The following is a 24,802-nucleotide window of genomic DNA, read 5'->3' on the forward strand; positions in this document are numbered from 1 at the left end:
ACCGGCTCACCCCGGTCCCCTAAGACGCCGAGAGGAGGCGATTCCAGTGATCAGCATCAACACCAGCTCCATCAGCACCGTCAAAATGACCGATCGCTCGGTCGTCTCCACGTGCCTGCTCGGCGTCTCGAACCTGGGCACCGGTCTGTCCGGCATTCCTGCTGTCCGGCCGACGTCCGCCGTGTCTCTCGCGGTCCTTCCCGTCCGTGAGCGCAATGAGCGACCGATGAAGGCACTGGAAGCAGTAGAGGCGCAGGCACAGGCCTATGCCTTTGCGGCCGCCGGTGCCGGATCCCGCAAGCAGACGCAGCACCACACGATGTGGGCCTTCCGTGGGCCTGAACCCTGGAGTGATCCAGCCTGATCGGCGATCAGGCCGGCGCCTTCAGGGCCGCGGAACCCCACCAGGGATCCGCGGCCCTTCTGTTTGTCCCCGACCAGGGACGACAGAGCGAAGGGGCCTCGGGACAAGAAAAGAACCCGGTACCAGCCGCCAACCGGCCAACCCGGCCGGCACGACCAGACGAGGAAGACGAACCGTGCAACTCGAAGCGCACGCCCCGTCCGTACCGCCTTCCGAAACGATCCCCCCGCCCGGCCTCACGGAGGACTCCACCTTGACCCCGCTCACTGCGCTCACCGCGCTCGACGACGCCATCGAGAACCTCGGCGTGCCCGTCCCCTGCCGCTCCAACGACCCGGAGGTCTTCTTCGCCGAGTCGCCGGCAGATGTCGAGTACGCCAAGTCCCTCTGCCGCACCTGCCCGCTGATCGAGGCCTGCCTCGCCGGCGCCAAGGAGCGGCGTGAGCCCTGGGGCGTCTGGGGTGGCGAGCTCTTCGTCCAGGGTGTCGTTGTCGCCCGCAAGCGGCCGCGTGGCCGCCCGCGCAAGAACCCGGTCGCGGCATGACCACCACAGGAACGATCGATCGCCCCCTGACGCACGACCCCAAGGATCAGGCCCCGATGAAGCCGTCCAACAGCGAGCCCGCCGGCTCCGCGATTCCAGAGTTCACCACCACCGGCGCGAACGACTCGCGTCAGAACAGGACCCGTGAGATGCAACTCATCCAAGAAGCCCTGGCTCGTGCGCATATGCACGAGCGGCAGCGCGCCGCTGAGGCCGAGCGCCGGGCGATCCGCGTGGCGACGGCCCGCCGGATGCAGCGCCGCGCCGAGCGCGCGTCGCTGCGCGCTCGGCGCGCCCTGGCCATGGCGGTCATGCAGTAAGGCCGCGTTGACGCAACAGCCGCAAGCCGCAACAGCCGCTAGCCGCAGCAGCCGCAATGGCTTTGGCGTCGGCAACGGCAGTGGAGCAAACTGCTGATCGCGGGGGCCGGTCCGAATGGGCCGGCCCCCGCGATGCGTTGTGTCCCCGGGGGCCCCGCCCCCGCCCCCGCCCCGTCCCCCCCGCCATCCGTCGGACCCCGCTCACACACGCACGCGCTCAAGCCCCCGCCCGAGCCTCACGCCTCGGCCGCCGACTCCCCCTCCTCCAGGACTGCTTCGTCCTCGGGCATGAAGCCCGGCAGCCACTCCTCGAGTTCCTCTCGGAGCCGCACCGTGGCACCCAGTTGGCACAGCACGCCGATGGTGCTCAAGGTCACACGGTGTATCAGCAGGTACGCCGGGGGGAGGTTGAGCTGCTTGCCGAGCTGGTACGCGGGGGAGCGGGGGTCGCCGATGCGCGCCGCCTGGCTGCGCATCCAGCCTCGGGTGAAGGTGAACTCGTCGACCTTGGCCGGCTCGATGATGGGGAGCAGGTAATCCAGGACGGCGTCCGGGTCGAGCTCTATCGACTCCTTGACGAAGCCCTCCTCGCAGAGCAGTTCGTAGACCGCTTCTGCTTCGCCGTCGAGGGTCATTCGCAGCGAGTCGCCGATGGTCGGCGGCAGGCCGCCGGGGAGTCGGTCCACCGTGCCGAAGTCCAGTACGCCCAGGCGCCAGCCATCCATACCGTCCTTGCCGTGGGGGTCGCCGGACTTGTCGGGCAGGAGGCGGAAGTTGCCAGGGTGCGGGTCGGCGTGCAGCAGGCCGGTGCGGGCCGGGCCGGAGAAGAGGAAGCGGGCGAGGAGCTGTCCTGCCCGGTCCCGCTGTTCCTGCGTACCGTCGGTGATCACCTCTGACAGGGGGATCCCGTCGATCCACTCGGTGACCAGCACCTGCTCGCACTGGTGGACCACAGCCGGCACCAGTACGTCCGGGTCGTCCGCGAACTCCTCCGCATGAGCCTGCTGAGCCTGTGCCTCCAGGCCGTAGTCGAGCTCCTCGGACACCCGGTCGCGCAGCTCTGCAATGAGCGGCTTGACGTCCATCCCCGGAATGAGCGGCCCGAGGAGCCGGGCGAAACGGCTGAGTTGGTTCAGGTCGGAGAGCAGCGCCTCGCCCGCCCCCGGGTACTGCACCTTGACTGCGACCTCCCGGCCGTCGTGCCACACCGCGCGGTGTACCTGTCCGATGGAGGCCGCCGCGGACGGCTTGTCCTCGAATTCCACGAACAGGTCGTGCCAGTCCTTGCCCAGCCGTTCCTCGAGCACGGTGTGCACCGTGCGAGTCGGCATCGGCGGTGCAGCCTCCTGAAGCTTCGTCAGTGCCGCGCGATACGGACCCGCGACCTCCTCGGGCAGCGCCGACTCGAAAACGGACAGCGCCTGCCCGAACTTCATCGCGCCGCCCTTGAGCTCGCCGAGCACCTTGAACAGTTGCTCCGCCGTGCGCTGTTGCAGCTCGCGGCCCACGATCTCCGCCGACTTCCCGCCGATCCGTTTGCCGATGCCCCATGTGGCCCGCCCGGCGAAGCCGAGCGGTAGGGCGGCGAGCTTGGCGGTCCGGGTGACCGCCTTCCGGGGAAGATCAGACATGCGCCCTCCAAGTACCGGACAGCCGAGCCGCTTGCGGCTGTCGCCCGTCCATTGTCTCGTGCGGCCTCTCGTCTTCCGAGGTCTGCTCCCCCTTAGCTTTCTCCGCAGTCCCGCACGAGCATGCGGGATGCGGCCACACGGGGCGTGTCTGCCAGTCGAAACCGGGCACCGACGCCTCCCAGCGAGCACCCGCGCTGGACGGCAACTCCCCGTCAAGGAAAGCGAGTGCGTGCCCTGCGGCCAGCCCGGCGACCGTGGCCGACAGTGTCAGATCGCACGCCTGCACCTGACGGGGCTGCCCGGAGCGCCACTGTGCGACCAGGCGCGGCCAGCTCGGGTCGCGGTCGGTGCGGCCCCGGTCCAGGCAGCCCGCGCAGGGCGTGTCGCCGGGCAGGACCAGCGGGCCGACGACTCCTGTGCCCTCCACGACCCCGGCGTACAGATGCGGTGTCCCGGATGCGATCAGCGGCTCGGCGGTGACCGGGTCGGGAGCGTGGGCGGAAAGACCGTCCCGTGGCGCGAGGATCACCAGGGAGAGTCCCGGCTCCTGTTCGTCGGGCGGCGACTGTGCGCCGCCGCGCCGTGGTGGGCGGCTGGGCGCCGCCCGGCGCACCGCCCGCCGTGCCGCCTCCTCCCTGCGCTCGCCGATGGAGTCGACGGGCAGACCGCCCGGTGCGACGTCCCAAGGCTTGACGCAGCCGCCGTCGCGTACATCGACCTGGCCCACGCCCGCGCCTGACAGCGTGCAGCCCAGAGCCACACCGACCCGGCCCGCGCCCCACACCTGCACGCGCAGGGAACGGCGGGCCGCCAGCCGGCGCATGCCCTCGCCCGGTCCGGGCGCGACCAGGGAAAGGGAGGCGAGGTCGGCCCGCAGCCGGTCCAAAGCCGCTTTCTTCTCGCGCAGGGTGTCCGCGTCCGGGCCGCCGCCCGTCGCATCGTCCAGCAGACCTGCTCCGGCCAGCCGCTCCACGAGCCCGTCGACATGGCCGTCGGGCAGACCCATGCGGTGGCCTTCGTCGCGTAGGAGAGGAAGCCCGCGTGTTCCGTCGAGCAAGGTCAGAAAGCTGCTCGTCGCCGTGTCCATCGGGCCGAGCACCATCGCATGTGCCGGTGCCATCCCGAACTGCACGGTGTTCAGATCCCGCCAGGCGCGCCGAAGCGCGGGTTTCACCATCGGATGCATGACAGACCCCCGTACGTCCCCGTTGTGCCGGTGGGGCTCGTCCTGCTCCGCCGGTCGATTGCCAGCATGCACGCATCGGTCGGCGGAGGCCCAAAGTTATCCACAGGCTGGGGGTATTCGTCGTACAAATCAGGCGTACGGAGTAGGGATAAACCGGGCGCGTAGAGCGCGGATCGGCATCGAACCGTCCCGGAGGCGGGACTTCCACCATGCCCAACAGGTACCGTCGGGGCGTGTCCGCCGACCCACTGAACCGCGGAAAACCACAGCGCAGCACGACGAGCGAGCCGCCGACCGGCTCGGGGACGAGCGCGATCGAGGTCCGACGGAGCACTCGCCGGCGCAGAACGGTCTCCGCGTACCGCGAGGGCGATCGTACCGTCGTGCTGATCCCCGCCCGGATGTCCGAGGCGGAGGAGCAGCGCTGGGTGGGCGTCATGCTCGACAAGCTCGCCGCCCAGGAGAACAAGCGGGTACTCGGCGACGAGGAACTCTCCGAACGTGCCGCCCGGCTCTCCGACCTGTACTTCGACGGCCTCGCCCTGCCCTCCTCGGTCCGCTGGGTCACCAACCAGAACACCCGCTGGGGCTCATGCACCCCGGCAGAGGGCAGCATCCGCCTTTCGCACCGCTTGCAGGGAATGCCCGAGTACGTCGTCGACTACGTCCTCGTCCACGAACTCGCGCATCTGCTCGTGCCCGGCCACGGGCCTCGTTTCTGGCAACTCCTCGAGGCCTATCCGCGTACCGAGCGGGCCCGCGGCTACCTCGAAGGGGTGGTCGCCGCCGACCGGCTGCCCCACCTGCCCGCCGCGCGCGACGAGTGACAGGTTCCGGCGGCGCGACTGCGCTGGTACGGGCCGGAAGCAGGGATTGTGTACCGGGTCTGTACCGGCTTCGTCCGCGGCCGGATTTTGCGGTTAGCCTGACGCGCGACGCACTCGTATCGGGATGGGGGACGGTCGTTACGCATGGCCAGGGAATTCCAACGCGGCCACAAGGCCAAGATCAGTGACCTCACCGCGGGCACCGATCTGTACGTAGGTGTGCAGATCACCGGCCCCGGACTGACCTTCGACATCAGCTGCTTCGGTCTGGACGCCGACGAACGGCTTTCGGACGACAGGTACTTCGTCTTCTTCAACCAGCCGAAGACTCCTGAGGAGTCCATTCAGCTCCTGGGAGCGCAGGCGGGCGACACGGAGTCCTTCCGCGTGACGCTCGACAAGATCCCTCCGCAGATCCAGAGGCTGTCGTTCACGGCGACGCTCGACGGCGCCGGGCAGCTGTCGCAGATCGCCCCCGGATACCTCCGTGTCGTCGCGGGTGGCGAGGAGGTGGCCCGGTACTCCTTCAACGGCAGCGAGTTCTCCACCGAACGAGCCGTGATGCTGGGCGACTTCTACCTCAAGGACGTATGGCGGTTCGCGGCGGTAGGGCAGGGCTTCGACGGCGGACTCGACGCGCTGCTGAAGAACTTCGGTGGCGAGGTCGCAGAGGAGGAGCCCGCCCCTGCACCGCAGCCGCAGGCGAATGCACCGTCCTTCGCGCCGCCCGCCCAGGCCACCGCGCCGCCCGCGTTCGGCGCCCCGTCAGGTCCCGCCACGCCGGCTCCTGCCCCCGCGCCGCAGCCCGCCCAGGGGTTCGCGCCGCCGTCGGCAGCCACCCCGCCGCAGGCACCCGCACCTCCGGAGCCCACGCCCCCGGTGCACGCCGCACCGACCATCGCCGCGCCCATGACTCCGCCCGGCGGCGCTCCCGTACCGCCTCCGGCGCCCGCTCCCGCGCCCTACGGGCAGCCGCCGAACCAGCAGCAGTCTCCCTACGGCCAGCCCCCAGCCCCGAGCGCCCCTCTGCCGCCCGGCTACGGACAGCCCCAGGCACCTCAAGCCCCGGCCCCGCCGCCCGGCTATGGTCAGCCGAGCCCGCCTCCGGGGTACGGTCAGCAGCCGCCGTTCGGCCAGGTCCCGGGCCAGCCCGGTGCTCCGGGTGCGCCTGCCGGGTACGCGGTACCGCAGGGTGCTCCCCAGGGCGGTGCCGGTGTCGCCGCGGCGCTCCAGCCGTACAAGGAGGCGCCCACCGGCCAGCGCTGGACCCAGCAGAACAAGAAGATGGTCCGGGTCGACCTCGGCATGGGCGGTGACCAGGCTGTGCTCGCCCGCCAGGGCAGCATGGTGCTCTACCAGGGCAAGGTCGACTTCAGCTACAAGAGCGCCGGATTCTCCGGCCGGATCGTGGGCAACGCGACCGGCCAGGAGATGCAGCTGATGCGCTGTTCGGGCAAGGGCCAGGTGTTCCTCGCCGAGAAGTCCGCCATGCTGCACCCCATCGAACTGCAAGGGGACGCCATCTGCGTCTCCGCGGAGAACGTCCTCGCGTTCGACGAGACACTCCAGCACGAGGTCCGCCGCATCGAAGGGCACGGCATCCCCGGAGGGGCGCTGTTCACGATGCAGTTCCAGGGGACAGGCACGATCATCGTCAAGACGCAGGGAGCGCCCGTGGTGCTGCCGGTCACGCCGACGACGTTCGCCGACTGCAATGCCGTCGTCGCCTGGTCCGCCGCCTCCCAGGTGATCGTCTCCAGCCAGGTGCGCATGCGCCGCAACGCCTACCCGGGCGACACCGGAGAGAGCGTGAACCTCCAGTTCCGCGGCGCACCCGGCAATTTCATCGTCGTCCAGCCGTACGAGGTCTGAGGGAGCCCGTCATATGAACCAGCAGCTCGCGGGCTTCGCCCCGGCACCCGTTGCCGCACGCATGGAGAACCACGGCAACCACATGCTCAAGGTCGCCATGCAGAGCGGAAGCGACCTCCTCGCGCGCGTGGGGTCGATGGTCGCCTACGAAGGCTTCGTCCAGTACGAGCCCAATCCGCCCGCCGTGCGCCAGATCGCACGCGACTGGGCCACCGGCGAGGGCGCACCCCTCATGAAGTGTTCCGGAGACGGCCTGCTCTACCTGGCCGACTACGGAGCGAACGTGGTCGTCATCAACCTCAACGGCGACGGAATCTCCGTCAACGCCACCAACCTGCTCGCCTTCGACGCACACCTCCAGTGGGGCGTCGAACGCGTCAAGGGACTGGCGAAATTCGCCGGACAGGGCCTGTGGAACACCAAGATCTCCGGGCAGGGCTGGGTCGCGCTGACCTCCCGGGGCAAGCCCATCGTCGTCGACTGCGGCGGCGGAGAGGACGAGACGTACGTCGACCCGGACGCGCTCGTCGCCTGGTCCCCGAACCTCAAGGTGAAGGGCAAGCGCACCTTCAAGGCGGGGTCGCTGATCGGGAGGGGCAGCGGAGAGGCGTTCCAGATGGGCTTCTCCGGGCAGGGCATCGTCGTCGTCCAGCCCAGCGAGGACAGCACCGACCGCCTCCGAGTCCGGGGCTGAGGGGGAGCCAGACATCATGCAGAGCCCGCTTTTCGCCTACAACGAGCAGCAGTCCCAGGAGCGCTACAGCCTGCAGAACAAGCAGATGCTGCGAGTCGCCCTGGAGGGCCACGACGACGTGCTCGCCCGCAAGGGCACCATGGTCGCCTACCAGGGGCTGGTGGAGTTCGACGCCGAGTTCCAGAGTTCCGGTCAGCGGCGCTCCCGCGCACAGACGGGAGAGGGCCTCGACCTGATGCGCTGCCATGGGCAGGGCACCGTCTATCTGGCCAACCTCGCCCAGCACATCCATGTGGTGGACGTGGACCAGGACGGCCTCACCGTGGACAGCAGCTACGTCCTTGCCATGGACTCCTCGCTGCACCACGAGGTGATCGCCGTGGACAGCCAGTACGGCATCTCCGGTTCCGGCAAGTACCAGCTCAACATCTCCGGGCGGGGCAAGGCCGCCCTGATGACCTCGGGGATGCCGCTGATGATGCAAGTCACCCCCGACCGCTTCGTCAACTGCGACGCCGACGCGATCGTCGCCTGGTCGACGAGTCTGCGTGTACAGATGCAGGCCCAGACGCACTCCTCCGGAGTGTTCCGACGCCGCGGCAACACCGGTGAGGGCTGGGAGCTCAGCTTCATGGGCCAGGGCTACGTGCTCGTCCAGCCCAGCGAGCTGCTGCCGCCGCAGAACGCGACGATCGGCTCCGGCGTCGCCGCCCAGTACGGGGTGGGCCAGCAGGGGGCCCGGGGGCAGAACCAGGGCAACGTCTGGAGTTGAGCCTCCCAGGAGGCATGTGTAAGGGGCGGCCGCCACTGCGGCCGCCCCTTACCGGTTCAGAGTCTGGCCCGCGTGGCATCCAGCAGTCGCACCACGGAGTCGTCCGCCACGTCCGCCACCTCGTCATACGCGAACCAGCGCAGGTCGAGGGACTCGTCGCTGATCTCCTGGACCGCGCCGGCCGGCGCCAGCACTGCGTACTGCACGTCGAAGTGGCAGTGGCACGGCGGCGGGATCGGGTGCCGGTCGAGCCGTACGGGCCCGCCCGGGAGCAGCGTCAGACCAGTGATGCCCGACTCCTCCGTGGCCTCACGCAGGGCCGCAGCCTCCAGAGTGGCGTCCTGAGGCTCGCAATGGCCGCCCATCTGAAGCCACATGCGCAGCTTCTTGTGAAGCGTCAGCAGCACGCGGCCGTGCCCGGGGTCGATGACCAGGGCACTCGCCGTGATGTGCCCGGCCTCGCAGGCCTTCCACATGCCGTCCGGGTGCGCCTGAAGATGGTCCAGATATGCCTGGCACAGCACTTCCTGGTCCTCGTAGCTCTTCAGTACGAGGACCGCGTCGTCATGGAGGCTCACTCGGCGCTGTCGCCCTTGTCGTCGTCCTTCTTGTCCTCATCCTTCGTGAGGTTCGGCTTCTCGGCGGAGCCGCCCGCGGCCTCCCCGAGCATCTTGTCCAGCTCGGAGAAGTCCATTTGCTCGCGGTGCACGAAGCCGTCCGGGTCGTCCAGGTCGGAGGCGGTCGGCAGCATGTCCGGGTGCGCCCACAGAGCGTCCCGGCCGTCGACGCCGCGCGCGTCCGTGAGCGAGGCCCACAGCCGCGAGGCGTCCCGCAGCCGGCGCGGGCGCAGCTCCAGGCCGATCAGCGTGGCGAAGGTCTGCTCGGCGGGACCGCCCGACGCACGGCGGCGGCGCAGCGTCTCACGCAGCGCGTCCGCCGACGACAGGCGCGGCTTCGCCGCCGCGTGCACGACCGCGTCCACCCAGCCCTCGACGAGCGCCAGCGCCGTCTCCAAGCGGGCCAGCGCAGCCTTCTGGGCCGGTGTGTCCTCCGGCTGGAACATGCCCTGCTGGAGTGCGTCCTGAAGCTGCTCCGGGTTCGACGGGTCGAGCTGGCCGACCACGTCCTCCAGCTTGGCCGTGTCGACCTTGATCCCGCGCGCGTAGCCCTCGACCGCCCCGAACAGGTGCGAGCGCAGCCACGGCACATGCGCGAACAGACGCTGGTGGGCGGCCTCACGCAGGGCGAGGTACAGCCGCACCTCCTCCTTCGGCACACCGAGGTCCTTGCCGAACGCCTCGATGTTCACGGGAAGCAGCGCGGCCCGGCCCGCCGGGCCGAGCGGCAGACCGATGTCGGTCGAACCGAAGACCTCGCCCGCGAGCACGCCCACGGCCTGCCCGATCTGCGTACCGAACATGGCGCCGCCCATGGAGCGCATCATCCCGATGAGCGGGCCCGCCATGGCCTGCATCTCCTCGGGAAGGACATCGCCCATGGCCGCGCCGACACGCTCGGCGACCGGGTCGACGAGCTCCTTCCACACCGGAAGGGTCGCCTCGACCCACTCCGCGCGGCTCCACGCCACCGCGGAGCCGGCGCCGGAGGGCAGGGACGTCGCGTCGTCCAGCCACAGGTCGGACAGGCGCACGGCCTCCTCGACCCCGGAGCGCTCGGCGGGGCCGACACTGGAGTCCTTGCTGCCGTCAGGGGCGCCCTGGGACACCGTCTGACGGGCGATCTGCTTGGCCATGTCCCAGTTCACCGGGCCGCCCTCGTACGAGAGCATCTGGCCCAGCTGCTGGAACGCGGCCCCCAGATCGTTGGGGTTCATGGAACCGAACATCGCGGCGAGCGGGTTGTCGGCGCCGGGCCCGCCGGCTCCGGGGAACCCGAAACCGAACGGGTTGGCCGGTCCCTGGCCACCACCGCTCTGCTGGTCCTTCTTCTTGCCCTCGTCGCCGTCGTCCGGCTCCTCCGGCGGAAGGCCGAATCCGAATGGGGTGTCACTCACGGGATTCCTCGGCTGGTAAGGCCGCCGGTTCTCTCCGACGGCACGGCTGCCCGACAACACCACCCAGCGTAGACACAGTGGCCGGTTCCGGCCTCGATGCTTCGCCGACTCTTGGGCTGCGGCAGGATGGATGCCACCTGGTACGTACGCGTCACGCGCGTCCTTACTGAAGACAACCGCTGGAGACGCCCGGTGAGTTCCCCAGATCCACAGGTTCGCGCAGCGCGAAACCCCTCAACCAGTCCGGCCCTACGCGGCCCCGTAGTCGCGGTCACCGGCGCCGCCGACGGCATCGGTGCGCTGCTCACCGAGCGGCTCGCCGCCAGCGACGAGATCAAGCAGGTCATCGCCATCGACGAGCGGCGCGGTGAGTGCGCGGACGCCCAGTGGCACATCCTCGACGTACGAGACCCGGTGATCGCCGAGAAACTGCGCGGCGCCGACGTCGTGGTCCATCTGGCGCTGGACCTCGACCTGGAGACCGATCCGGCGGCGCGCACCGCCTACAACGTGCGAGGCACCCAGACCGTCCTCACCGCCGCGGCAGCCGCCGGGGTGCACCGGGTGGTGCTGTGCACCTCGGCGATGGTCTACGGAGCGCTGCCCGACAACGAACTGCCCCTCTCCGAAGACGCCGAGCTGCGCGCCACCGCGGAGGCCACGGGCGTCGGCGATCTCCTGGAGGTCGAGCGGCTCGCGAAGCGGGCGCCCCGCGCGCATCCCGGGCTCAACGTCACCGTCGTACGGCCCGCCGTGCTGGTCGGAGGCACCGACACGGCCCTCACGCGCTACTTCGAGTCGCCCCGGCTGCTGGTCGTGGCCGGGTCCCGGCCCGCCTGGCAGTTCTGCCACGTCGAGGACCTGTGCAGTGCCCTGGAGTACGCCGTCCTGGAGAAGGTCGACGGGGAGCTGGCCGTGGGCTGCGACGGGTGGCTGGAACAGGAGGAGGTCGAGGAGCTCAGCGGGATCCGGCGGATGGAACTGCCCTCGGCCGTCGCTCTGGGGGCCGCGGCCCGGCTCCACCGGATCGGGCTCACACCGTCGCCCGCCGGAGACCTCGCCTACACGATGTACCCCTGGGTGGTCAGCGGGAGCCGGCTCCATGACGCCGGATGGCGCCCGCAGTGGACCAACGAGGAGGTCCTCGCCGAGCTCCTGGAGGAGGTCGCCGGGCGGCACACGGTGGCCGGTCGCCGCCTCGGCCGCAAGGATGCCACCGCCGCCGGCGCCGCGGGCGCGACGGTCGCACTGCTGGGTACGGCCGCGTTGGTCCGCCGGGCACGGAAGGCCCGACGGCGCATCTGACGCACGTGAACGCCCCGCGGTCGCGTGCCCGGAGAGAACTGCATTCCCCGTTGTCAGTGGCGTAGTGCACGATGGGCGTATGGCAACTACGAGTGATCACCCCGGTGAGCAGGGGGCGCAGGATCCCGTCAAGCTGTTGGCGATTCGGGAGACCGCCCTCTCCGTGGACGAGGTCTTCCGAGCCGTCGGGGACGATGCCTCCGGAGGGACCGCGCTGTTCGTCGGGACCGTCAGGAATCACGACGGGGGAGCGGACGTCGACGCGCTCGGGTACTCCTGCCATCCCAGTGCCGAGGCGGAGATGCGGCGCATAGCCGAGAAGGTTGTCGCCGAGTATCCGGTGCGGGCGCTGGCAGCCGTTCACCGGGTGGGGGATCTCAGGGTCGGGGATCTTGCTGTCGTGGTCGCCGTGTCCTGCCCCCACCGTGGCGAGGCTTTCGAAGCCTGCCGCAAGCTGATCGACGACCTGAAGCACGAAGTGCCCATCTGGAAGCACCAGAAGTTCTCGGACGGGACAGAAGAGTGGGTCGGCGCGTAGCGCCGTCGTTGAGGGGTGGTGGTCGGGCGACGGGAGGGCGGGTGGGCGCCTGCCAAGTGCATGCGCGCGTTCCGGTTGCGTAACCCGACCCCTGCCATGAGCGTTGGACACGAGCATGGTTAATCTGCTGATCAGTCAGTTGCGGTTGCTTCACGGGGTTGGGAGGTCGGCATGGCGGCGCTCGCCTGGTTGCTGATTCCGCTTTTGGCTGCGATCGGTGCCGGACTGTGGGGCACATGGGTCGGCCGGAACCGCAGGTCCATCGGGGACGGCACCGAGCTCGCGGGCTACAGGCGCTTCCGCGAGGCCATGGAGAAGCCCCACCTGGCGAAGCAGCCGGTGGAGGAAAAGCACATGGAGCCGGTGGAGGAACAGCACATGGAGAAGTCGCCCACGGACGCCTGACCACCGGCACCGAAGGCGCCCGAGACGCTCTGCGCCCCGGCCCCCGGGGGTCCCGTACGGGCGGCCCCGACGGTGCACTGACAGGGTGGTCCCGTACTGTCGTTCCATGCCACGCCGCACCGCGACGATGCTCGCCTCCACCCTGATGCTGATCGCGCTCCTGTGCGCAGGGGTCTTCATCAATGTGCCGTACTCGGAGATGTCACCCGGTCCGACGGTGAACACGCTCGGCGAGCACGACGGTGAGCCGGTGCTGCAGATCTCCGGCCGCAAGACCTACCAGGCGGACGGCCATCTCAACATGACGACGGTCCGCGTCACGAGCGCCGACTACAAGATGAACCTCGTCGAGGCCGTGTACGGCTGGCTGGCGCACGACAACAAGGTGGTCCCGCACGACACGCTCTATCCCGACGGCAAGACGGAGGAGCAGTCGACGCAGGAGAACGCCGAGGAGTTCAGCCAGTCCCAGGAGAGCGCCAAGGTCGCCGCCCTCAAGGAGCGGAACATCCCGGTGAAGTCCTGGACCATCGTCTCCTCCGTGCTCAAGGACAGCCCGGCCGAGGGCAAGCTGCACGCGGGCGATGTGATCAAGGCTGTGGACGGTACGCAGGTCAAGGCGTACGACGAGGTGGCGAAGCTGGTCACCAAGCACAAGCCCGGCGAGAAGGTCGTCTTCACCGTCGTGCCCGCCAAGGAGCAGACCGCCGCCGAGAAGGAGAAGCGGACGGCGACGAAGACCGAGGACATCACCATCACCACGACGAAGTCGGACGATGATCGCGAGGAGCGCGCGATCGTCGGCATCGCGGCCGGGACCGATCACACGTTCCCGTTCACGATCGACATCAAGCTCGCCGACGTCGGTGGTCCGAGCGCCGGCCTGATGTTCGCCCTCGGGATCGTCGACAAGATCACCCCGGGCGACCTCACCGGCGGCAAGTTCGTGGCCGGCACCGGCACCATCGACGACAACGGCAAGGTCGGCCCCATCGGCGGCATCGAGATGAAGACGGTCGGCGCCCGCGACCAGGGCGCCCAGTACTTCCTGACGCCCAAGGACAACTGCGCGGCAGCCGCCCGGGACATCCCCGACGGGCTCACCCTCGTCAAGGTCGACACCCTTGACGACGCGATGAAGGCCCTCGGGGACATCCGCGGCGGCAACACCGACGACCTGCCCCAGTGCACGAAGAGCTGAGCCGGCTCATGAAGTACTACGTCACGTACTGCAAGTGCTACTCGGCGAATGTCGCAGCCAGCGCCTCCGCCAGCCCCGGCACCAGGTCGGAGCCGGTGAGAACGTCGGTCGCCGCATCTTTCTCACGCAGCCGCAGTGCCGACTCGCGCTTCCCGCCGCGCAGCACGCCGACGGTCATCCGGACCTCCTGGCGCTCGGGATGCTCGGCGACCCACTTCGCCAGACGTTTCTCGTCGAGACCGTCCGGAACGGACGCCTCCGCGGACGGCGGCAGCATCAGCCGCTCCACGGACAGCGCGCAGCCGACCACCGCGTCCGGCCAGGCGATGGTGCCGAGAAACTCGTCCAGCGGGCTGCCCGCGGGGAGTTCCTCCTGTTCGATGGGGGTAAGAGCGCCGTCGGGAGCGTCGTCGGCGAGACCGAGACGCGCCGCGAGACCCGGCTCCTCGGAGCGCAGCTGAGCGGTGTCGACCAGCGCGAAGAGCCGTGCGGGCTGGTCCCAGCCGAGCCCTGAGACGTACTCGTCGATTTCGAGGACGGCACGGGTCAGGGGACCGGCCGCCATGGGGGTGCCTGTGGAGGCGGTGTTGGACATAGTCACAATCCTGCCTCGTTGGGACCCGGAACCGGGAACCGAGTAAAGCATCAGTAAGTTGCATAGATGTGGCCCTGCGTTCGCCGGGCCCGAAGACCAAGACCGAACTTCGAGGTGCACACCTTGGCTTTCCAGATGCCGGACCGCGGCGGAGGCCCGACGGGGCCACGGATCAGAGTGGGCCGACCGTCCCGGCGCGTCCGGACGCTGCTCATGACACTGGGCGTACTGGCCGTGCTGGCCATGGCGTTCGTCATGTTCGCGGGGTTCTGGACGGACTGGCTCTGGTATCGATCGGTCAACTACTCCTCAGTCTTCACCACCACCCTGTGGACCAAGATCGGGCTGTTCTTCGTCTTCGGGCTGCTGATGGCCCTGGCCGTCGGCGTGAACATCTGGCTGGCCCACCGGCTCAGGCCACCCCTGAGCGCCATGTCGATGGAGCAGCAGAGCCTCGACCGCTACCGCATGGGCGTGGCCCCGTACAAGAAGTGGATCCTGCTCGGGATCACCGCCCTTGTCGGGCTGATCGCGGGCGCCTCCGCGGCAGGCCAATGGCGTACGTGGCTGATGTGGGTGAACGGAGTGTCCTTCAACCAGAAGGACCCCCAATTCCACCTCGACGTCTCCTTCTACGCCTTCGACCTGCCCTGGTACCGCTTCCTGCTGGGCTTCGGCTTCGCCGCCACGGTCCTCGGTGTGATCGCCGCCGCACTGACCCACTACCTGTATGGCGGACTGCGGATCACCAGTCCCGGCGCACGTGCCACGGCCGCGGCCACCGGTCATCTCTCCGTGCTGCTCGGCCTGTTCGTCGCCCTGAAGGCGGTCGCGTACTGGCTCGACCGGTACGGACTCGCCGTGAAATCCAGTGACTTCAAGGCCACGGACAACTGGACGGGCCTCAGGTACGTCGACGCGAACGCGTATCTGCCCGCCAAGACCATCCTGTTCTGCATCGCCGTCATCTGCGCCCTGCTGTTCTTCGCGACCCTGTGGCGGCGCACCTGGCAGCTGCCCGTCATCGGCTTCGGTCTGTTGGTTCTCTCGGCACTGCTGATCGGCGGGCTGTACCCGGCGATCGTGCAGCAGTTCCAGGTCAAGCCGAACGAGCAGGCCAAGGAGACCGCGTACATCGAGAAGAACATCGAGGCCACGCGCAAGGCGTACGGCATCGACGGCGTGAAGATCGACGAGATCTCGGGCACAGGCAACGGCAACGACGCCAAGCAGCAGCGCGATCAAGCCGATTCGGTCGCGAGCTACCGGCTGAACGACCCGAACGTGGTCTCGCCGACGTTCCAACAGCTGGAACAGGAGCGGAAGTACTACCAGTTCCCGAAAACGCTGGACATCGACCGGTACAAAGGTCAGGACACGATCATCGGTCTGCGTGAGCTGAACCTCGACCGCGTCGACAAGAAGAACTGGATCAACCAGCACTTCATCTACACGCACGGGTACGGCGCGATCGCGGCCAAGGGCACAGAGATCCAGCCGGGTTCCGAGGGTTCCCCGGCCTTCACCGAGCAGGGCCTGCCCACCACTGGCGCCTTCAACAAGGGCTACGAGCAGCGCATCTACTTCGGCGAGAAGACCACCCAGTACTCGATCGTCGGCGGCCCCCAGAAGGAGCTGGACTACGAGGAGGCGGGCGGCCAGAAGACGTACCAGTACAAGGGCGACGGCGGTATCGCCTTGTCGAACCCGCTGAACCGCGCCGCGTACGCGGCCGCCTTCAGCGAGCCACAGATGCTGTACTCAGGCGCCATCGGTGAGGGGTCGCAGATCCTCTACAACCGCACGCCGAAGGAGCGCGTCGAGGCGGTCGCGCCTTGGCTGACCATCGACGGTGACGCCTATCCGACCGTCATCGGCAAGCGGGTCGTGTGGGTCGTCGACGCGTACACCACCACGAACGGTTATCCGTACGCGTCGCGCACGACCCTCGGCGACACCACCACGGATGCGCTCACGGACGAGGACAGCCAGCGCACGGTGGTCGCCCAGCAGAACCAGGTCAACTACATCCGCAACTCGGTGAAGGCGACCGTCGACGCGTACGACGGCAGCGTCAACCTCTACACGTGGGACGAGAAGGACCCGGTCCTGAAGACGTGGAAGAAGGCGTTCCCCGACACGGTCAAGGCGAAGAGCGACATCCCGGCCGAGCTCAAGGAGCATCTGCGCTACCCGCAGGACCTGTTCAAGGTGCAGCGCGAGCAACTGGGCATCTACCACGTCACCAACGCCGACCAGTTCTACAACGCGAGTGACGTGTGGCAGGTGCCGAACGACCCGACGAGCCGCAAAGACAGCATCGCCGTACCGCCGTATTACCTGTCGCTGAAGATGCCCGGCGACGACCAGCAGCGGTTCTCGCTGACGACCACGTTCACCCCGAGCGGACGGCCGAACCTGTCCGCGTACATGGCGGTGGACGCCGATGCGAGCAGCGACGGGTACGGCACGATGCGGCTGCTCAGAGTCACCGGCGAGTCCGAGGTGGACGGACCGGTGCAGTGGCAGAGCAAGTTGAGTTCGATGCCGGCGGTCCAGGAGTTCACGCGGAACGCGGAGACGTCGAAGTCGAACATGATCTTCGGAAATCTGCTCGCGGTGCCCATGGACGCCGGATTCCTGTACGTCGAACCGATCTATGTACAGGGCAGCAACGCCGAGTATCCGCTGCTGAAGAAGGTCGCGGTGTCGTACGGAGGCACCACCGCCTTCGAGGACACGCTCGCCGAGGCGCTCGACAAGGTCTTTGCGACGGAGGGCACGCCTCCGCCACCGGACGAGGGCGATGACACCACCGAGCCACCACCGGCGACGGGTGACACGACGGTCCAACAGGCGCTCGACGACGCCCAGGAGGCCTACGAGGCCGGCCAGGAAGCCCTGAAGAAGGGCGACTGGGAGGCGTACGGCCGGGCGCAGCAGGACCTCCAGGAAGCGCTGCAGCGGGCCGAGGAAGCCCAGGCCCAGCCCGACAACACCGGTGGTGAGGGCGCGGGCAACGGCGACGGCAACACCGAAGGGAGCGGCGGAAGCGGCTGACCAGCGGCTGTCAGTGACTGAGTGAAAGGTCCGTCCCGCGCCGTGATACGGTTGCCGAACAACGGCGCGGGGTGGAGCAGCTCGGTAGCTCGCTGGGCTCATAACCCAGAGGTCGCAGGTTCAAATCCTGTCCCCGCTACTGAAGACGAAGGGCCCGGATCCTCAAAGGATTCGGGCCCTTCGGCGTGTGTGGGTCGTGTGTGCGTTCGCCCATCCGACCAGGGTTGCCCCAATTAAGGCCGCTCCATGCGTGGAGAGTTGAGAAATCTGTGTTTGACTTGTCTCTCTGTGGGCATGTCGACAAAACGCTGAAGTGACCTCACTGGCTGCGGTATACCAGGTGTACCCAGGTTGCAGGTGGTGCGACGATGGACTTTATGGGGGACAAGGCAACTCTGTTGGAGACAGGGCGGATTGTGCAGCCCTCCGACCGGGACGAGACCGGCGAGGCTGCGGAGGAGGCACGCCATCGGCTCGCCGCCGAAGCCGGCGACGTCGAGGCGATGAGCGTCCTCGGAAGCCTGCTGCTGCGCCGCGGCGATCTCGACGGAGCCGAGCCTCAGCTGCGTGCTGCCACCGCCGCCGGTGACCGTGCCGCCGCCAACAACCTGGGTGTCCTCCTGCACCAGCGCGGATACGCCGACGAGGCCGCGGGCTGGTGGCGGATCGCCGCCGTCGCCGGATCGGCCGCCGCCGCGCACGCGCTCGGCCGCCACCACCGTGAGCGCGGGGACGAGCCCGCCGCCGAGTACTGGCTGCGCCAGTCCGCCGAGCAGGGCCACACCCTCGGTGCGTACGCGCTCGCCGACCTCCTCGAGCACCGCGGTGACGCCGCCGCCGAGGCATGGATGCGGGCCGCCGCCGACCGGGGCCACCGCGAGGCGGCGTACCGGCTCGCCCGCGCGCTGGACCGGCGGGCCGCCGCCGGTGAGCCCGCGGTGCCCGCACAGTCCACGGAGCAGGGGGGCGCCGACCAAGCCGACAAGAGTGCCGGGCTGTCCGTGATGGCCGAGGCCGAGCAGTGGTACCGGCAGGCCGCCGCACGCGGACACCGCAGGGCCGCGCTGCACCTCGGCGTCATCCTGGAGAAGCGCGGGAAGCTCAAGGAGGCCGGTCGCTGGTATCTGACGTCCGCCAAGGACGGCGAGGCACGCGCCGCCTGCGCGCTCGGGTTCCTGCTGCGGGACGCGGGCGACACCGAGAGCGCAGCCGTGTGGTGGCTGCGCGCCGCCCAGGACGGCGACGGGAACGCCGCCAACGCCCTGGGCGCGCTGCACGCCGAGCGCGGCGAGACACAGACCGCCGAGCGCTGGTACCGCGCCGCGATGGACGCCGGTGATGTGAACGGCGCCTACAACCTCGCGCTGCTCTGCGCCGAGCAGGGGCGGACCGGGCAGGCCGAGCAGTGGTACCGGCGTGCGGCCTACGCGGGACACCGCGAGGCGGCCAACGCGCTGGCGATCCTGCTGCTCCAGGTCGGCGACGCGGCCGGGGCCGAGCCCTGGTTCTCCAAGGCCGCGGAGGCCGGCAGCGTCGACGCCGCGTTCAACCTCGGGATCCTGCACGCGGGCCGGGGCGAGGACGCCGCGGCGCTCAGGTGGTATGAGCAGGCCGCTGCCGCCGGGCACACCGAGGCCGCGCTCCAGGTCGGGATCGCGCGGCTGCGGGACGGCGACGAGCGGGAGGCCGAGAGGCATCTGCGCTGTGCCGCCGGCGGAGGGAGCGCGGAGGCGGCGTACCGGCTGGCTGCCGTGCTCGACGCCCGGCGCCCGCCCTCGTCCGCGCATGAGCTTGGGGAGCCGGCGACCGAGAAGAGCGAGTGCGAGGAGTGGTACGAGCGGGCTGCCTCTCAGGGGCACCGGCGTGCCCAGGTGCGGGTCGGGATGCTGGCGTCCGCTCGTGGGGACGTGGTCGAGGCGGCCCGGTGGTATCGGGAGGCTGCGGAGGCGGGGTCTCGGAACGGCGCGTTCAACCTCGGTCTGCTGCTCGCCCGGGAGGGCAGTGAGCCGGAGGCCGCCCTGTGGTGGGCCCGGGCCGCTGATGCGGGACATGGGCGGGCGGCTTTGAGGCTTGCCCTCGTCTACGCGCGTCGGGGAGAGCTTGCGGAGGGCCAGCGGTGGGCGGACCGGGCGGTCGTCCTGGGGCCCGATGAGGTTTCCGAGCGGGCGGCCCGACTGCGGGACGCGTTGAAGGACGAACTGTCCGCTTGAGGGGCCTCTCAGGGGCGCCGGGTCTGGAGGTATCGCCTGCCCACAGGCCCGGCGAACCAGCCGCCCACAGGCCCCCCGCAAAGGGATTTGCGCTGGTCGACGCTGTTGACGTAGTGTTCAGTTCATCGCCGCGGGGTGGAGCAGCTCGGTAGCTCGCTGGGCTCATAACCCAGAGGTCGCAGGTTCAAATCCTGTCCCCGCTACTGAAGGCCGGAGGGCCGGAATCCGAAAGGTTTCCGGCCCTCCGGTCTGTTTACGAGCGGGCGCATCTACGGCCGGTGGCCCACCGCCTCCCCGTACATCGCGCGGTCGACCAGCCGGGACTCCGGAAGCGGATCGCCCTCCGAGACGCCCGCCGCGCGGTACGCGGACTGGAGGCGGTTCGTCGTCCCCGCGCGGATCTCCCAGTCCATGCGGAGGGAGGGCGTGGACTCCAGGACCGTACGATCCGTCTTCATGAGCTTGGCCAGCTCGGCCACGAAGGCCGGGTCCTTCTTGTAGTCGCCGGCGAAGTAGGTGTTGACGGTGCGGATGTACGCCCGCAGCAGCGCGACCCCCGCGTCCACGTCGTCCGTCAGCAGGTTGGGGCCGAACAGCATGCCGCCCAGGGGCTCGCCGGCCGGCTGGCCGCCGAGGAAGGCGTAGCGGTCGTCGCCGTCGACCTTGCGCCAGACCGGGTCGAGCAGCCAGGCGGAGTCCACGCCTCCGTTCTGCAGGGCGGTGAGGACGTCGGCCGAGCCGAGCGCCTGGAACTGGACCTTGTCGAGGCCGCCGCCGTGCTTCTTCAGTGCCTGGTTCATCGGGTACGCGATGACCGACCCCTTGCCGATCATCGTGCCGAGCTTGCGGTCGGCCATGGGGACGTGCGACGCGCTCTCGCCGTCCTTCAGCCGCACCCACAGGCCGCTCCTCGACTCCGGGTCGGGTGAGAAGTTCCCGGCTACCCACCTGATGTCGAAGCCGCTGTTGACGCCGTTGATCACGGCGGCCTCGGGAGCGGCCCACTGGGCGTCGATGTCGCCCTTCGCGAGCAGCGGCAGTGCGTCCGGCGTCGGAAGCACCTTCAGCGTGACGTCGAGGCCCTCCTTCTTGAACTCGCCCTTCGCCACGGCCACTTGAAGCGGAGCCACATACTCCGCACTGAGCGTGCCGGTCGCGATCGTCAGCTTCCGCCGCTCCGGCAGGGGCTGCGGGGCCGGGGTGCCCTTGGCACAGCGCGCGGGGGCACGGTCCGCCGCCAGGTCGGCCGGATCCGTCCAGCTCCCCTCCCCGCAGCCGGACACCGCTTTGATGGTGCGCGGTTCGGAGGCCCCCGTACCCTTCCCGGAGTCCTGGGCGGCGCATCCCGCCGAAACCAGCAGCGCACCTGCCACCAGGGCACCTTGCAGCGAACGCCTCATGACTGCCCCCGTCCCCGGTCGCGGGGCGCCCACGGAGTGAGCAACCGCCCCAGAATCCGTACCAGTTCGGAAAAGACGACGCCGAGTACGGCGACGCAGACGATCCCGACGAACATCACGTCGTTCTGGAAGAGCGCCCGTGAGTCGAAGATCAGATGGCCCAGCCCGTTCGCCGCGGCGATCTGCTCCGAGGCGACGATGACCAGCACCGCCACCCCCGCCGCGATCCGCGCTCCCACCAGGACCGCGGGCAGTGAGGCCGGCAGCAGCACATGCAGGAACATCTGCCAGGACGAAGCCCCGAAGACCTGTCCCGCGTCGCGATACCCGGCTGGGATCGACATCACGGCCGACATCGTGGAGATCCACACGAAGAAGAAGACGGTGGCCGCCACCAGCGCCACCTGCGGGCCCTCGCCGAGCCCGAACATGTTCAGGAAGACCGGCAGCAGGGCCAGCTTCGGTACGACGTACAGCGCGTCCAGCAGCGGCTCGAGTGCCGCGCGTACGAGGGAGAGCGAGCCCATCAGCAGGCCCAGCGCATAGCCCGAGGCCGTGCCGATCGCGTACCCGGCCAGTACGCGCTTGAGGGTGGCCCACACGTCCGGCCACAGGTCGCCGGCCACCGCGCGGTCCCAGCCGTCGGCCAGGATCGTGGTGGGCGCCGGGTAGACGCGGTCGTCGATCCAGGCCTGGGCGGCGGCCAGTTGCCACAGCAGGACCAGCACCAGGGGCACGGCGAGAGCGAGGGACAGCTCCAGGGTGCGGCGCCTGCGGTGGGTGCGTACGGGATGCAGCTCCCGTGGGCCCGGGCGGCGGACCAGTACGGCTGACGGATCGGTACGTTCCTTGCGTACGGCCGTGTTCATGCCGGCACCGCCTCCGGGCGCAGCAGCTGCCACAACTCGCCCTTCAGGGCGGTGAATTCGGGAGTCGAGCGGACCTCGCCGGAGCGCGGACGCGGGAACGGCGGGCGGCGTTCGGCGATGAAGCGGCCCGGGCGTGCGGACATCACCAGGACCCGGTCGCCGAGGACGATCGCCTCCTCCAGGCTGTGCGTGATGAAGAGGGTGGTCGTGCGGGTCGTCTGGGTGAGCTCCAGGAGCTCGTCCTGGAGGATCATGCGCAGCTGGGCGTCGAGCGCAGCGAATGGCTCGTCCATCAGCAGGATTTCGGGCTCCACGGCCAGCGCGCGGGCGATCGCCACACGCTGGCGCATGCCGCCGGAGAGCGTGGCGGGGTACGCGGAGGCGAAGTCCGCGAGGCCGAGGCGGGTGAGCCAGTCACGGGCCCGGGCGTTCGCCTCGCGGCGCGGGACGCGCTGGATGTCCAGGCCGAAGCGGACGTTCGCGAGGACGGTCTTCCAGTCGTAGATGCCGTAGTCCTGGAAGATCATGGCGGCCGGGCGGGAGCTGGTGGTGCGGATCGCCAACTCGCCCGTGGTGGGGCGCAACAGGCCTGAGGCGATCCTCAGGAGCGTGGATTTTCCGCAGCCGGACGGGCCGACGATGCAGACGAACTCGCCAGGAGCGACGGTCAGGTCCAGCGGACCCAGGGCATCCACGGCCGAGGGGCCCCGGCCGAAGGTCCGGCTCAGATCAGTGGCTTGGAGTTTCGGGTGCGGCTCTCCCACGGTGTCTCCTCGCGGAGTGCGGTACGGACTGGTGGGCGCCGTCGACGATATGACGACCCGTCAGATTCGGGAAGTCCGCGCGCAGCAGAAAGCCCCGGCTCCCATGGGGTGCCGGGGCTTCGAGGAGTCGTGTCTGCGGATCAGGCCGCCGCGCAGTTCGGGCACACGCCCCGGTATGTCACCTCGACGGCCGAGACCGAGAAGCCGAAGCGCTCGGAGTCGGGGAGGTCGGCGAGGGGATTGCCGCTCGGGTGGACGTCGCGGATCGCGCCGCACTGGGCGCAGACCAGGTGGTGGTGCGGACGGTGCGCGTTCGGGTCGTACCGCTTGGCGCGCTTGTCCGTGGCGACTTCCATCACCTCGCCGAGTGAGACCAGCTCACCCAGCGTGTTGTAGACGGTCGCGCGGGAGATCTCGGGCAGCTTGGTGACGGCGCGCGCATGGACCTCGTCGGCCGTCAGGTGGACGTGGTCGCCGTCGAGGACCTCGGCCACGACGCGGCGCTGCGCGGTCATGCGCCAGCCACGTCCGCGCAGTCGTTCCAACAGGTCACTCATAAAGCGCAGTCTACCAGCAGTTGACGCCAATCCCGAACATGTGTGGTTTTGGAGTTCTACTCGACTTGGACTTTATCCAGGGTAGTGGCGGTAGCGGGCCGGATCGCCTTCCGCGGGTCCGGCCCGCCCTGTCGCTCAGGCCGGTGCGTGCTGCCGTAGCGGAGCCCAGCAGCGGATGATGTCGCGGACCGAGACGATGCCGATGGGCTCGCCGTGGTCGAGGACGATCAGGTGCCGGAAGCCGCCGTGCGCCATGGCTTGCGCCGCCTCCTCCAGCGTCCAGGACGGCGTGGCGAACACGACGTCGGTGGTGGTGTGGGCGTGTGCCCGTTCGGCGTCCGGGCTCTGGCCCAGGCCGACGGAGTTGAGGATGTCGCGCTCGGTGAGAATGCCGAGCCCGCTGTCGTCGGGGTTGAGGACCACGGCTGCGCCGATGCGTCGTGCGGACATCAGCGCGGCGGCCTGCCGGAGGGTGTGATCGGGTCCGATGGTGAGGACCACCGTGCTCATGGCATCGCGGACGAGCATGGATGGAGCCACCTCCTACGAATCCGCTTGAGAGCGAATTCACATGTTCACAAGTGGGGGGACTCTCAGAGTCGCAGTTAAAGGGGGAGTCAACAAGAGGGCGGGTACGAGCGCTTTGGGGTGCGCTGTCCTGCGGTCGGCGCCGGTGGTCTCAGCCGGCCTCAGTAGCGGTGGTTGAGATAGCCCAGCAGCTCGTCGTGGAGGAGGCCGTTCGACGCGGCGGCGTTCCCGCTGTGCGGGCCCGGGCGGCCGTCGAGGCCGGTGAAGCTGCCGCCCGCCTCGGTCACGATGATTGCGTTCGCCGCCATGTCCCACAGCGACAGCTCGGGCTCCGCGCAGATGTCGACGGAGCCCTCGGCGACCATCATGTACGGCCAGAAGTCGCCGTACGCGCGCGTGCGCCACACCTCGCGGGTCAGGTCCAGGAAGCCGTCCAGCAGGCTCCGCTCCTCCCAGCCGCCCAGCGAGGAGTACGCGAAGGAGGCGTCCGACATGCGCGAGACCCGCGAGACATGCAACCGGGTCGCCGAGGTCAGGCTGCGCCCGCTGTACGCGCCGTGTCCCTTCGCAGCCCACCAACGGCGGCCCAGCGCGGGCGCGGAGACCACGCCGACGACGGGCTGGTAGCCTCCCTCGCTCGCCTCCATCAGGGCGATCAGGGTGGCCCAGACCGGCACCCCTCGTACGTAGTTCTTGGTGCCGTCGATCGGGTCGATCACCCAGCGGCGCGGGCCCGTGCCCTCGACGCCGTACTCCTCGCCGAGGACCGCGTCCCGCGGGCGGGCCCGCTGGAGGTGGCCGCGGATCAGCTCCTCGGCGGACTTGTCGGCCTCGCTCACCGGCGTCAGGTCCGGCTTGGTCTCGACCTTGAGGTCGAGCGCCTTGAAGCGGTCCATGGTCGCGGCGTCGGCGGCGTCCGCCAGGACGTGGGCGAGGCGCAGGTCATCGCGGTAGTCGGGCATGGCTGCACCGTATCTGCCCCGTTCGGCCCGGGGCCATACCGTCCGGGTGGTCCCTACAGGACCTTCCTCGCCGGACCGGTGATCACTTCCTCCGCGCACGGCGGCGACTACGCCCCACTTGATGCCGCCGCGAACCCTTGACAGTGACCCCATGCGCGTCAACTCTGAGCGGCAGAGCCGATCG

24 protein-coding genes and 2 tRNA genes are annotated in these 24,802 nt (G+C 69.4%); 15 read left to right on the plus strand and 11 right to left on the minus strand.

The window, feature by feature from the left end; all coding sequences use genetic code 11:
* Window positions 1–46: 46 nt before the first annotated feature.
* The 3 genes from ACGFNK_RS09925 (at window position 47) to ACGFNK_RS09935 (ending at window position 1,228) form a co-directional block, all read left to right on the plus strand.
* Window positions 47–364 (plus strand): hypothetical protein, encoded by a 318-nt coding sequence (locus tag ACGFNK_RS09925; protein WP_393413702.1) that lies wholly within the window; start codon window positions 47–49, stop codon window positions 362–364.
* A 175-nt stretch (window positions 365–539) separates the two neighbouring features.
* Complete coding sequence (locus tag ACGFNK_RS09930; protein ID WP_262007304.1) at window positions 540–908, plus strand: WhiB family transcriptional regulator; 369 nt, start codon at window positions 540–542, stop codon at window positions 906–908.
* Complete coding sequence (locus ACGFNK_RS09935) at window positions 905–1,228, plus strand: hypothetical protein (RefSeq protein ID WP_386342155.1); 324 nt, start codon at window positions 905–907, stop codon at window positions 1,226–1,228. The genes ACGFNK_RS09930 and ACGFNK_RS09935 overlap by 4 nt, the downstream gene beginning before the upstream one ends.
* 236 nt (window positions 1,229–1,464) lie before the next feature.
* On the opposite strand, the gene ACGFNK_RS09940 is transcribed toward ACGFNK_RS09935, so the two are convergent.
* Both ACGFNK_RS09940 and ACGFNK_RS09945 read right to left on the minus strand, forming a co-directional pair.
* Window positions 1,465–2,859, minus strand: coding sequence for an ABC1 kinase family protein (locus ACGFNK_RS09940; RefSeq protein ID WP_393413704.1), 1,395 nt, complete (start codon window positions 2,857–2,859; stop codon window positions 1,465–1,467).
* Window positions 2,852–4,045, minus strand: a complete 1,194-nt coding sequence (locus ACGFNK_RS09945; RefSeq protein ID WP_393413706.1) for a TOMM precursor leader peptide-binding protein — start codon at window positions 4,043–4,045, stop codon at window positions 2,852–2,854. Before ACGFNK_RS09945 ends, ACGFNK_RS09940 begins: the two co-directional genes overlap by 8 nt.
* Before the next feature lie 233 nt (window positions 4,046–4,278).
* On the opposite strand from ACGFNK_RS09945, the gene ACGFNK_RS09950 reads away from it, so the two are divergent.
* The 4 genes from ACGFNK_RS09950 to ACGFNK_RS09965 all read left to right on the plus strand — a co-directional run bounded on the left by ACGFNK_RS09950 (window position 4,279) and on the right by ACGFNK_RS09965 (window position 8,210).
* Window positions 4,279–4,872 (plus strand): M48 family metallopeptidase, encoded by a 594-nt coding sequence (locus ACGFNK_RS09950; protein ID WP_393413708.1) that lies wholly within the window; start codon window positions 4,279–4,281, stop codon window positions 4,870–4,872.
* Between the two features lie 144 nt (window positions 4,873–5,016).
* Window positions 5,017–6,744: a TerD family protein gene (locus ACGFNK_RS09955; RefSeq protein WP_393413710.1), complete on the plus strand. Its 1,728-nt coding sequence runs from the start codon at window positions 5,017–5,019 to the stop codon at window positions 6,742–6,744.
* A 13-nt stretch (window positions 6,745–6,757) separates the two neighbouring features.
* Window positions 6,758–7,438, plus strand: a complete 681-nt coding sequence (locus tag ACGFNK_RS09960) for an AIM24 family protein (protein ID WP_386339274.1) — start codon at window positions 6,758–6,760, stop codon at window positions 7,436–7,438.
* A gap of 16 nt (window positions 7,439–7,454) precedes the next feature.
* Window positions 7,455–8,210 carry an AIM24 family protein gene (locus ACGFNK_RS09965; protein ID WP_165341100.1) on the plus strand — a complete coding sequence of 252 codons (756 nt, stop codon included), beginning with the start codon at window positions 7,455–7,457 and terminating at the stop codon, window positions 8,208–8,210.
* 56 nt (window positions 8,211–8,266) lie between these two features.
* Here ACGFNK_RS09965 and ACGFNK_RS09970 read toward each other — a convergent pair whose 3' ends face one another.
* Both ACGFNK_RS09970 and ACGFNK_RS09975 read right to left on the minus strand, forming a co-directional pair.
* Window positions 8,267–8,788: an NUDIX hydrolase gene (locus ACGFNK_RS09970; RefSeq protein WP_393413714.1), complete on the minus strand. Its 522-nt coding sequence runs from the start codon at window positions 8,786–8,788 to the stop codon at window positions 8,267–8,269.
* On the minus strand, window positions 8,785–10,224 hold the full coding sequence (locus ACGFNK_RS09975; protein ID WP_393413717.1) for a zinc-dependent metalloprotease: 1,440 nt from the start codon (window positions 10,222–10,224) through the stop codon (window positions 8,785–8,787). The genes ACGFNK_RS09970 and ACGFNK_RS09975 overlap by 4 nt, the downstream gene beginning before the upstream one ends.
* Window positions 10,225–10,416: 192 nt before the next feature.
* Between ACGFNK_RS09975 and ACGFNK_RS09980 the strand changes: the two genes are divergently transcribed.
* From ACGFNK_RS09980 to ACGFNK_RS09995, 4 genes are all read left to right on the plus strand, one after another.
* Window positions 10,417–11,529, plus strand: a complete 1,113-nt coding sequence (locus ACGFNK_RS09980) for an SDR family oxidoreductase (protein ID WP_386339265.1) — start codon at window positions 10,417–10,419, stop codon at window positions 11,527–11,529.
* 79 nt (window positions 11,530–11,608) lie between these two features.
* The gene (locus ACGFNK_RS09985; protein ID WP_393413720.1) at window positions 11,609–12,067 is read left to right on the plus strand and encodes a molybdenum cofactor biosynthesis protein MoaE; all 459 of its coding nucleotides are present in this window, start codon (window positions 11,609–11,611) and stop codon (window positions 12,065–12,067) included.
* Window positions 12,068–12,238: 171 nt separating this feature from the next.
* On the plus strand, window positions 12,239–12,472 hold the full coding sequence (locus ACGFNK_RS09990) for a hypothetical protein (protein ID WP_393413723.1): 234 nt from the start codon (window positions 12,239–12,241) through the stop codon (window positions 12,470–12,472).
* 106 nt (window positions 12,473–12,578) lie between these two features.
* The gene (locus ACGFNK_RS09995; RefSeq protein WP_393413726.1) at window positions 12,579–13,673 is read left to right on the plus strand and encodes a PDZ domain-containing protein; all 1,095 of its coding nucleotides are present in this window, start codon (window positions 12,579–12,581) and stop codon (window positions 13,671–13,673) included.
* A gap of 37 nt (window positions 13,674–13,710) precedes the next feature.
* Here the strand turns inward: ACGFNK_RS09995 and ACGFNK_RS10000 are convergent, their stop codons facing one another.
* Window positions 13,711–14,268 (minus strand): PPA1309 family protein, encoded by a 558-nt coding sequence (locus ACGFNK_RS10000; RefSeq protein WP_393413729.1) that lies wholly within the window; start codon window positions 14,266–14,268, stop codon window positions 13,711–13,713.
* Window positions 14,269–14,403: 135 nt separating this feature from the next.
* On the opposite strand from ACGFNK_RS10000, the gene ACGFNK_RS10005 reads away from it, so the two are divergent.
* From ACGFNK_RS10005 to ACGFNK_RS10020, 4 genes are all read left to right on the plus strand, one after another.
* Entirely contained in the window at window positions 14,404–17,328 is a 2,925-nt protein-coding gene (locus tag ACGFNK_RS10005) for a UPF0182 family protein (RefSeq protein WP_393414406.1), read from the plus strand.
* A gap of 65 nt (window positions 17,329–17,393) precedes the next feature.
* Window positions 17,394–17,467: transfer RNA gene (locus ACGFNK_RS10010), tRNA-Met, on the plus strand.
* 229 nt (window positions 17,468–17,696) lie between these two features.
* Complete coding sequence (locus ACGFNK_RS10015) at window positions 17,697–19,538, plus strand: tetratricopeptide repeat protein (RefSeq protein WP_393413732.1); 1,842 nt, start codon at window positions 17,697–17,699, stop codon at window positions 19,536–19,538.
* A gap of 129 nt (window positions 19,539–19,667) precedes the next feature.
* Window positions 19,668–19,741: transfer RNA gene (locus tag ACGFNK_RS10020), tRNA-Met, on the plus strand.
* Between the two features lie 66 nt (window positions 19,742–19,807).
* Here the strand turns inward: ACGFNK_RS10020 and ACGFNK_RS10025 are convergent.
* The 6 genes from ACGFNK_RS10025 to hisN all read right to left on the minus strand — a co-directional run bounded on the left by ACGFNK_RS10025 (window position 19,808) and on the right by hisN (window position 24,618).
* Window positions 19,808–20,938 carry an ABC transporter substrate-binding protein gene (locus tag ACGFNK_RS10025; RefSeq protein ID WP_393413735.1) on the minus strand — a complete coding sequence of 377 codons (1,131 nt, stop codon included), beginning with the start codon at window positions 20,936–20,938 and terminating at the stop codon, window positions 19,808–19,810.
* A complete protein-coding gene (locus ACGFNK_RS10030) occupies window positions 20,935–21,807 on the minus strand; it encodes an ABC transporter permease (protein ID WP_393413738.1) in 873 nt (290 codons plus the stop codon). Before ACGFNK_RS10030 ends, ACGFNK_RS10025 begins: the two co-directional genes overlap by 4 nt.
* Window positions 21,804–22,571 (minus strand): ABC transporter ATP-binding protein, encoded by a 768-nt coding sequence (locus ACGFNK_RS10035; RefSeq protein WP_393413741.1) that lies wholly within the window; start codon window positions 22,569–22,571, stop codon window positions 21,804–21,806. Before ACGFNK_RS10035 ends, ACGFNK_RS10030 begins: the two co-directional genes overlap by 4 nt.
* Window positions 22,572–22,711: 140 nt before the next feature.
* A complete protein-coding gene (locus tag ACGFNK_RS10040; RefSeq protein ID WP_393413744.1) occupies window positions 22,712–23,128 on the minus strand; it encodes a Fur family transcriptional regulator in 417 nt (138 codons plus the stop codon).
* 135 nt (window positions 23,129–23,263) lie between these two features.
* A complete protein-coding gene (locus ACGFNK_RS10045; RefSeq protein WP_393413747.1) occupies window positions 23,264–23,656 on the minus strand; it encodes a cyclic nucleotide-binding/CBS domain-containing protein in 393 nt (130 codons plus the stop codon).
* 161 nt (window positions 23,657–23,817) lie between these two features.
* Window positions 23,818–24,618: a histidinol-phosphatase gene (hisN, locus tag ACGFNK_RS10050; RefSeq protein ID WP_386339233.1), complete on the minus strand. Its 801-nt coding sequence runs from the start codon at window positions 24,616–24,618 to the stop codon at window positions 23,818–23,820.
* Between the last annotated feature and the right edge of the window lie 184 nt (window positions 24,619–24,802).

Origin of the sequence: Streptomyces sp. NPDC048825, assembly GCF_043198355.1 — a bacterium.
Classification (GTDB): Bacteria; Actinomycetota; Actinomycetes; order Streptomycetales; family Streptomycetaceae; genus Streptomyces; species Streptomyces xiangluensis.